At 69.4% G+C, this 1,296-nt stretch carries 1 protein-coding gene; it reads left to right on the top strand.

What is annotated here, in order from left to right:
* Positions 1-138: 138 nt before the first annotated feature.
* Entirely contained in the window at positions 139-1,254 is a 1,116-nt protein-coding gene (locus ACFV0Q_RS41725; RefSeq protein ID WP_385013342.1) for a serine hydrolase domain-containing protein, read from the top strand.
* Positions 1,255-1,296 lie beyond the last annotated feature (42 nt).

Below are 1,296 nucleotides of genomic sequence, written 5' to 3'. Positions count from 1 at the left end.
TGGCGTCTGCGGGTGGACTGCGGTCCTGGTGGTGGGAGGGCGTTAGGACCTGAGTACTCGTGCCGGGGGGCGATGTGTCGGGTCTGGGGGGATTCCTAGCCTCGGGGCATGCGATCACACCAGATGTCCAGGAAGCGAATGACGACGGTGGCAGTGCTGGCTGCCGCCTTGACCGTGGGGGCGCTGCCCTCGGTGGCCCAGGCCGGTGGCGGCGATGCGGTCCGGCAAGGGCTGGAGCGGCTGGTGCGCGACGACCGCTACCCGGCCGCCCTCGCCTCCACGACGGACCAGAACGGGCGGGTCCGCAACTACACGGCCGGTGTCGCGGACCTCAAGACCAAGGCGCCGGTTCCGGTCGACGGTCAGGTCCGGGCGGGCAGCAACACGAAGACCTTCACCGCCACGGTCGTCCTCCAACTGGTCGGCGAGGGCAAGGTCTCGCTGGACTCCCCCATCGAGACGTACCTGCCGAACCTCGTCCGGGGCGAGGGCATCGACGGCCGCGTCATCACGGTCCGCCAGCTGCTCCAGCACACCAGCGGACTGCCCAACTACACCGCCTTCATGCTCGACGCGGTGCTCGGCGACCGCCATCGCTACTACCAGCCCCGCGAGCTGGTCGACGTCGCGCTGGCCCACAAGGCAGAGTTCGCGCCCGGAACCAGCGTGGCGTACAGCAACACCAACTACATCCTCGCGGGGCTGCTCATCGAGAAGGTCACCGGCCGACCGCTGGTGGAACAGATCAACCAGCGGATCATCAAGCCCCTCGGACTGCGCCACACCTACTTCCCCGCGATCGGCGAGGAGGGCATCCGCGAGGCCCATCCCCAGGGCTACCACGCGGCGAAGCCCGGGGCGCCGCTGGAGGACTACACCGAGGTGGACCCTTCCTGGGGCTGGTCGGCGGGACAGCTGATCTCCACCCCCAGCGACCTGAACCGATTCTTCAGCGCCCTCCTCGCCGGCAAACTCCTCAAGCCCGCACAACTCACCGAGATGCGCACCACCGTCACAGCCCCCGAGGGCATGGGGCACGGCATCCGGTTCGGCCTGGGCCTGTTCAGCACCCCGCTGAGCTGCGGGGGCCTGATGTGGGGCCACGGCGGCGACACCCCCGGCTACAGCACGAAGACCGGCTACACCGACGACGGCCGCGCCGCCACGATCGCCGTCACCGCCAACATGGCCCCCACCGCTCAGGGCCCGGACAACGCCCAGTCCCTCGTGGACACTGCTCTGTGCAAGAAATGACAGCCCACACGTCCCCAGCCCACAGACGGCCCGCAGACGCCG

This window comes from Streptomyces sp. NPDC059564, from assembly GCF_042735575.1.
GTDB lineage: Bacteria > Actinomycetota > Actinomycetes > Streptomycetales > Streptomycetaceae > Streptomyces.
Note: the sequence above shows the minus strand (reverse complement) of the source record. Positions and strands in the feature narration are given on the sequence as shown.

What these genes read in the sequence shown, in the direction of transcription:
- ACFV0Q_RS41725 (WP_385013342.1), top strand. Translation starts at nt 139, where the DNA reads ATGACGACGGTGGCAGTGCTGGCTGCCGCCTTGACCGTGGGGGCGCTG.